Source organism: Kribbella sp. (assembly GCF_035687465.1).
In the GTDB taxonomy this organism is placed as follows: domain Bacteria; phylum Actinomycetota; class Actinomycetes; order Propionibacteriales; family Kribbellaceae; genus Kribbella.
The window spans coordinates 23,331-29,532 of sequence record NZ_DASRXP010000549.1; the positions used below are offsets into that span (position 1 = coordinate 23,331).

Below are 6,202 nucleotides of genomic sequence, written 5' to 3' on the forward strand. Positions count from 1 at the left end.
CGCTCAGCCCATCTTGCAGGTGCTCTCGGACACCGGCTTGAAGGCCTTGTCCGCCGGAATGGTCGTCACGATCTTCTCGTAGTCGTAGTCCTCCTTGACCTCGCTCTTCGGCTTGACCTCGGCGAGGTAGGCGTCGTGGATGACGCGGTGGTCCTCGGCCCGGATCTTGCCGTTGCGCAGGAAGAAGTCGTTGATCTCCTTGCCTTCCAGGTTCTTCACGACATCGTCGGACGCGTCCGTACCGGCAGCCTGAACCGCGTCGAGGTAGGCCATCGTCGCCGAGTAGTTGCCGGCATGGGCGAAGGAGGGCCGCGAGCCGGTCTTCTCCTTGAACTTGTCGGCCCACTGGCGGTTCTGCTCGTCGAAGTTCCAGTACCACGCGTCGGTGAACCGGGTGCCGGCCAACGCATCCGAACCGAGCGAGTGGATGTCGGTGATGAACATGAGGCCGACCGACAGTCCGACCCCCTTGTCCTTGAGCTTGAACTGGTTGTACTGCTTGACCAGGTTCACCAGCTCGCCACCGGCATGCATCGTGCCCAGCACATCGGGGTTCGAAGCAGGGGCCTGCAGCAACTGGGAGCTGAAGTCGCCACTGGTGTTCGGGAACTCGGTCGGCTTCTTCGCGAGCACCTTGCCGCCGGCCGTCTCGATCGCCTTGGAGAAGCTCTTCTCCATGTCCTGCCCGAACGCGTAGTCGGGGTAGACGATGTACCAGTTCTTCGCGCCCGCCTGGGTGACCGCAGTACCGGTGCCGTTGGCAAGCATGTAGGTGTCATAGGCGTAGTGGAAGGTGTACTTGTTGCAGCTTTCACCGGTCAGCGCGGTGGTGGCCCCGGAGATGTCGATGAACAGCTTCTTCTTCGCCTTCGCCTGAGTGGCGACGGCCAGGGCAGCAGACGAGGTCGGTACGTCGAGGATGATGTCGGCCTTCTGGCGGTCGTACATCTCCTGGGCCTTGGTGTTCGCGATCTCCGGCTTGTTCTGGTGGTCGGCGACGACCACCTCGATGTTCTTGCTGACCGCGTCGTCGCCGTGCTTGGCCTTGAAGTCCTCGACGGCCATCTCCACCGCCTTGACCCCGTTCGGGCCGGACAGTTCGGCGTAGATGCCGGTCTGGTCGTTCAGGACCCCGAGCACGATCTTGTCGTCGCTGATCTTTCCGCCGCCACCGGACGGGCCACCCGCGCCGCCGCATGCTGCCACGAGCGACACGACCGCCACGGTCGAGATCGCTGGGATGAGGTTTCGTCGTCGCATCAGAGTTCTCCTTGGCTAGATACCGAGGTGCTCGAGCAGCTCGTGCTCGCGCTCACGGACCTCGGCGTTGTCCAACGTCTGCGCGACCCGGCCTTGGGCGAGCAGGTAGTGGCGGTCGGCAACGGTCGACGCGAACCGGATGTTCTGCTCGACCAGCAACACAGTCACGCCGGATGCCTTGACGTCGCGCAGGATGTCGCCGATCTGCCTCACCAGCACCGGTGACAGTCCTTCAGTCGGTTCGTCGCAGAGCAGCAGCCGGGCGCCCATTCGCAGTACTCGGGCGATGGCAAGCATCTGTTGCTCGCCTCCGGAGAGCTTCGTGCCGGGAAACTTGCGGCGCTCCTTGAGAACCGGGAAGGACTCGTACACCCGGTCCAGCGGCCAGGCTTCCTTGCTGACCGTCGGTGGCAGTTTGAGGTTCTCCTCGACGGTGAGGCTCGCGAAGACGCCGCGGTCGTCGGGCACCAGTCCCAAACCGCGGCGTGCGCGGCGGTGTGCGGGGAGGCCGATGATGTCGGTGCCGTCCAGCGTGATCCGGCCGGCGGTTGGGCGGTGCAGCCCCATCAGACAGCGGAGCAACGTGGTCTTGCCCGCGCCGTTCCGCCCGACGAGCGTGACCACCTCGCCGGTGGCGACCTCGAGCGAGACGTCCCGCAGTACCTCCGCTTCGCCGTACGAGGCGGAAACGCGCTCGACGCTAAGCAGCGGACTCACCGCCCAGGTAGGCCTCGATGACCCGGGCGTCATTCCGTACTTCGTCGTACGTGCCCTCGACCAGGATCCGTCCGAACTGGAGCACCGTGACTCGATCGGCCAGCCCGGCGACGACGCTCATGTTGTGCTCGACCAGTACTACGGTCCGGCCAGCCCGCACTCGTCGGATCAGCTCGACCGTCCGCTCGACGTCCTCCAGACCCATGCCGGCGGTCGGCTCGTCCAGTAGGAGCACGGTGGGATCGAGGGCCAAGGCGAGGGCCAACTCGAGCGCCCGTTTCTGGCCGTAGGCAAGCGTTCCGGCCGGGACGCTTCGCTGCCTGGCAAGGCCGACCTGGTCGAGCAGTTCGCCGGCGCGGTCGCGGAATCTGGTCAGCACCCGGTCGGATACCCAGAATCTGTAACCCAGCTTGGTGGTTCCGAGCAGAGCCAACTCGACGTGCTGCTGCAGGGTGAGCTGCTCGAACAGGCTGGTGATCTGGAACGAGCGAGCCACGCCTAGTTGCGCGATGCGTTCCGGTGACGATCCGGTGATGTCGCGGCCGGCGAGAGTGATCTGGCCGGCGCTCGGCTTGATGAAGCCGGTCAGCAGGTTGAACAGCGTGGTCTTGCCGGCGCCGTTCGGTCCGACCAGTGCATGGACATCGCCCTCGGACACGGTGAGGTCGACGTGGTCCACAGCGGTGAAGCCGCGGAAGCTCTTGGTCAGTCCCGTGGTCTCGATGACGGACGGGTTACTCGCAGCCATGGGTGGAACCTAGGTCTGTCACGGACCAGGAGGTATGTCGAGCGCAGACACAGTGCCCGCCGCAGTGATGTGGCGGGCACACAGAGTTGGCCGTCAGGCCGGGGCCTCGCGGCCCCGGCTCATCGGTGGATCGAGGCTTAGAGGTTGGAGACTTTGTAGACCTTGCCGGCGACCGATACGACGTAGGCGGTGTCTCCGACGAACTCCATCGACGTCGGGCGGTCGAGGACCAACTCTCGTCCGCGGCCGTCAACGACCGGGGGATGTCGTCACTGAACGGGCGCTGGAGTTGTTCGCGCGGACTCGGCTCGAGAATGGTTGACCAGGCGCTCGGCGCCGACGAGAAGGGTCCAGGGCTCGATGTTCGTGGTCGCCAGTCGTTGGGCGCGTTCCCAGGGGTCGTCCGCGAGGCGCCGGTAGATCTCGGCTTCGCTGGGGGCGTCCGCGATCAGAAGCACCCGGATGCGGTCGCGCTCGCTGCCTGCGAGCGGGCCGGCGAACAGTACGAAGCCCTCGACTGCGAGCGTGTTCATGAAGCCGGCGTGATCGTTCACCGCCGGCTGGTCGAAGGCACCCTTTCCTTCGGTCCAGCCCGGACCGGCTTCACGGGTGACGGCGTACAGGGTCATTGGAGTCTCTCTTTCCTGGTCGAGTTGCCCGGATGGTCCAGGCAGCAGACCCGTAGAGGACCCCGTGGCCGGTGTCGTGGGCGGTGAGGGTGGCTGTCAGGTTGTCGAGAGCGCGCCGCATTCCTTCGTCGTCGAGGCCCTCGAGCATCCAGCCGAGTAGACCAAGCACGAACCGCTGCGCGTCGTCTGCGTCCGCTCCGAACCACATCGCCTCGCTGTGAGGTTCGAGCTGAATGTCGGTGAATCCTGAGGCGCCGAGGACGGTCTGGACCCGCTCGGGGTCCGCGAGTGAGAACGGGCCGGGCGCATCCGGTGGTGGGGTGCGGAGGTCGCGTCCGGCAGCCATGGCTGTGGAGAATGCGCGGATCCATTCGTTCGCTTCGGGTGCCTGCCAGGTGAGCAGTGCGAGGCGGCCGCCTCGACGAACGGCTCGTGCGATGTTGGTGAAGGCGGCGACCGGGTCGCCGAAGAACATGGCGCCGGTGCGGCTGATGGCCACGTCGAACACCTCGGCAATGAACGGGTGGACCTGTGCGTCGGCCTGCTCGAAGCTCGCGTTGGGCGGGCCTTCCCTAGCGGAGACTTGGCCGGCATAGGCGATCATGTGGGAGGACAAGTCGACCCCGAGGGCCGAGCCCGAACTCGCCGCGCGTGCGGCGTCACGGGTCGTCTTCCCGGTCCCGCACCCGATGTCGAGCACGTGATCGTGCTCCGAGACGTCGGCGGCGGCCATGAAGGCGACGTCGTAGCCGGCGATGCTTCGGTCGAAGTACTCGGCATTGTCCGCCCAGTACGCCCCCTCGTTCCCGTCCCAGGCCCTCGCTTGTTCCGTGTTGCCCGGGTCCACCTTCACCGCGATCTCTGCGCTCACTGTGCACCTCGCTATAGTCCTTCGAGGACTATATTGGTCCTTGGAGGACTATATGACAAGACGCGCAGACGAACTGAACACGACCTCTTTCGCCATGCTCGGGATGTTGGCGATCCGCCCGTGGTCGACTTACGAGCTCGCCAAACACCTGGACCGCAGCCTGCGCCCGCTGTGGCCACGCGCCCGCAGCAACCTGTTCAACGAGCCGAAGAAGCTCGTGGTCCACGGCCTGGCGGTCGCCGCCGAGGAGGCCGTCGGGCGTCGTCCCCGCACCGTCTACACGATCACCCCGGCCGGCCGGCGAGCACTTCGCGAATGGCTCGGCACACCCGGAGAGGGACCCGTCCTCGAGTTCGAGCAACTCCTCAAGGTCTTCTTCTCCGACCAGGGCAGCAAGACCGACGCCCTCACGGCGGTCGCCACGATCAAGGACTGGGCGCACGACCGCAATGCGCAGAACATCGCCGTCGCTCGCGCCTACCTCGCCGGGACCGGCCCCTTCCCTGACCGGGCCGCCGTACTCAGCGTTGTTGGACAGTTCCACACCGACTTCGCCGACATGGTCAGCAAGTGGGCCGACTGGGCGACCACGACCATCGAAGCCTGGCCCGACGATCCCAGCCGGGCCGAACCGGACCTGACCTTCATGAAACGGCTCGCAGAACGCGACCCCGACCGATGATGCCGACTGGGCGAACGGCAGCTGATCAGTTGCTGGGGCGGACGGCGGTGATGGCGAAGCGTTCGACGGACTGCACGTGGCCGCCGGTCGAGGCGATGATCGTCAGGGCGGGGGCGGTCGCGCCCTTGAAGGTCACCTCCGTCGTCCAGGGCTGGCGGTCGCCGCCGGCGGGGACGCAGCAGCGCGTTCCGATCGGCTGGTCTGAGGATGGCTGGCGGACTTCGACGCGGATCGACTCGTCGACGCCGGAGATCAGGCCGCTGACGGTTAGTGGTGAGGTGACGGTTCCGGCGTACCGGGGTCGGTCCAGGGTGAACGTGGAGTCTGTGGTGCCGACGACCTCCCATGGCGCATCCGTGCCCTGGCCGATGCGCACCAAGTGGAGGACGGCAGAGACGCTGAGTTTGTCGTCGGCCAGGTAGCCGACGGAGACCTGGGCGTCGTCGCCGCGGATTGAGCTTCTTACGACTTTGTTGATCTCGGTGAGGCCGAGGTAGCCGGTGGTGAAGGAGAGGGCGGTCTGGTCGGCGTCCAGGTGCCACGGTTGTTGGCCGCCGTTGCGGTAGGTGCGTTGCCACGCGGCGGCATCGGCTTCTGAGGTGAACGGCCAGAGCGGTTGGTACTTGAATTGCCTGACGGGCTCCGAGGCGGTTGGGGTTGGTGACCGCGTGGGTGCTGGGGTGTTGCGGGTTGGGGACGGCGTTGGAGACGGCGTTGGGGTCGCCGGTGGCCGGGTTGGCGAAGTACTGGCTGATGGCCCTGCGGCTGAGGGCAGGGGAACGGCGAGTTGGCCTGAGTCTGAGGTGCCGCCGAGGAGCATGGCGGCGAGGGCGGAGAGTAGACCGGCCAGGGTGAAGATCGCGGCTGCGGCGGCGATGATCGCGGCGCGCCGTCGCCAGGTCGCGTGTCGCAGCGGGTCCTGGTCTGGGCCGGTCTGCGTCATTTCTGTCTCCTGTGCCTGATCTTCATTGCACCTCGGATGCGGGCGCCGGGCCAGAGTCTGATGGTCACGATCCGAGCGTCGGCGGCGGTGGAAAAACGATTGGGCATGAGGTCTTGACACGTCCCGGTGTCGGATGGACAGTAATGGCCACGAGTTGGAAAAACGATTGGGCAAAGTGATGTCGCAGGTGAAGGTGTCGATCAAGGATGTGGCGGCGCGGGCTGGGGTGTCAGTGACGACGGTGTCGCATGTTCTGAACGACGTGCCGGGGAAGCGGATCACGGATGCCACCAGGGATCGGGTACGCCGGGCCGCAGGGGAGCTCGGCTACTCGCCGAGCAGTGTTGCTCGC

General features: G+C 66.0%; 8 protein-coding genes. 2 read left to right on the top strand and 6 right to left on the bottom strand.

The window, feature by feature from the left end; translation table 11 throughout:
- Positions 1 to 3 precede the first annotated feature (3 nt).
- From VFG33_RS29225 to VFG33_RS29245, 5 genes are all read right to left on the bottom strand, one after another.
- Complete coding sequence (locus VFG33_RS29225; RefSeq protein WP_325056200.1) at positions 4 to 1,260, bottom strand: ABC transporter substrate-binding protein; 1,257 nt, start codon at positions 1,258 to 1,260, stop codon at positions 4 to 6.
- A gap of 15 nt (positions 1,261 to 1,275) precedes the next feature.
- Positions 1,276 to 1,977 (bottom strand): ABC transporter ATP-binding protein, encoded by a 702-nt coding sequence (locus VFG33_RS29230; protein WP_325056201.1) that lies wholly within the window; start codon positions 1,975 to 1,977, stop codon positions 1,276 to 1,278.
- Positions 1,961 to 2,725, bottom strand: a complete 765-nt coding sequence (locus VFG33_RS29235) for an ABC transporter ATP-binding protein (protein WP_325056202.1) — start codon at positions 2,723 to 2,725, stop codon at positions 1,961 to 1,963. The genes VFG33_RS29230 and VFG33_RS29235 overlap by 17 nt, the downstream gene beginning before the upstream one ends.
- A 269-nt stretch (positions 2,726 to 2,994) precedes the next feature.
- Positions 2,995 to 3,354, bottom strand: a complete 360-nt coding sequence (locus VFG33_RS29240; RefSeq protein ID WP_325056203.1) for a YciI family protein — start codon at positions 3,352 to 3,354, stop codon at positions 2,995 to 2,997.
- The gene (locus tag VFG33_RS29245) at positions 3,329 to 4,225 is read right to left on the bottom strand and encodes a class I SAM-dependent methyltransferase (RefSeq protein WP_325056204.1); all 897 of its coding nucleotides are present in this window, start codon (positions 4,223 to 4,225) and stop codon (positions 3,329 to 3,331) included. The genes VFG33_RS29240 and VFG33_RS29245 overlap by 26 nt, the downstream gene beginning before the upstream one ends.
- Positions 4,226 to 4,277: 52 nt before the next feature.
- Between VFG33_RS29245 and VFG33_RS29250 the strand changes: the two genes are divergently transcribed.
- Positions 4,278 to 4,907 (top strand): PadR family transcriptional regulator, encoded by a 630-nt coding sequence (locus tag VFG33_RS29250; protein WP_325056205.1) that lies wholly within the window; start codon positions 4,278 to 4,280, stop codon positions 4,905 to 4,907.
- A gap of 25 nt (positions 4,908 to 4,932) precedes the next feature.
- Here VFG33_RS29250 and VFG33_RS29255 read toward each other — a convergent pair whose 3' ends face one another.
- Positions 4,933 to 5,850 carry a hypothetical protein gene (locus VFG33_RS29255; protein WP_325056206.1) on the bottom strand — a complete coding sequence of 306 codons (918 nt, stop codon included), beginning with the start codon at positions 5,848 to 5,850 and terminating at the stop codon, positions 4,933 to 4,935.
- Positions 5,851 to 6,028: 178 nt separating this feature from the next.
- Between VFG33_RS29255 and VFG33_RS29260 the strand changes: the two genes are divergently transcribed.
- Positions 6,029 to 6,202, top strand: a 174-nt coding sequence (locus tag VFG33_RS29260) for a LacI family DNA-binding transcriptional regulator (protein ID WP_325056207.1), incomplete at its 3' end; no start/stop codon positions are given.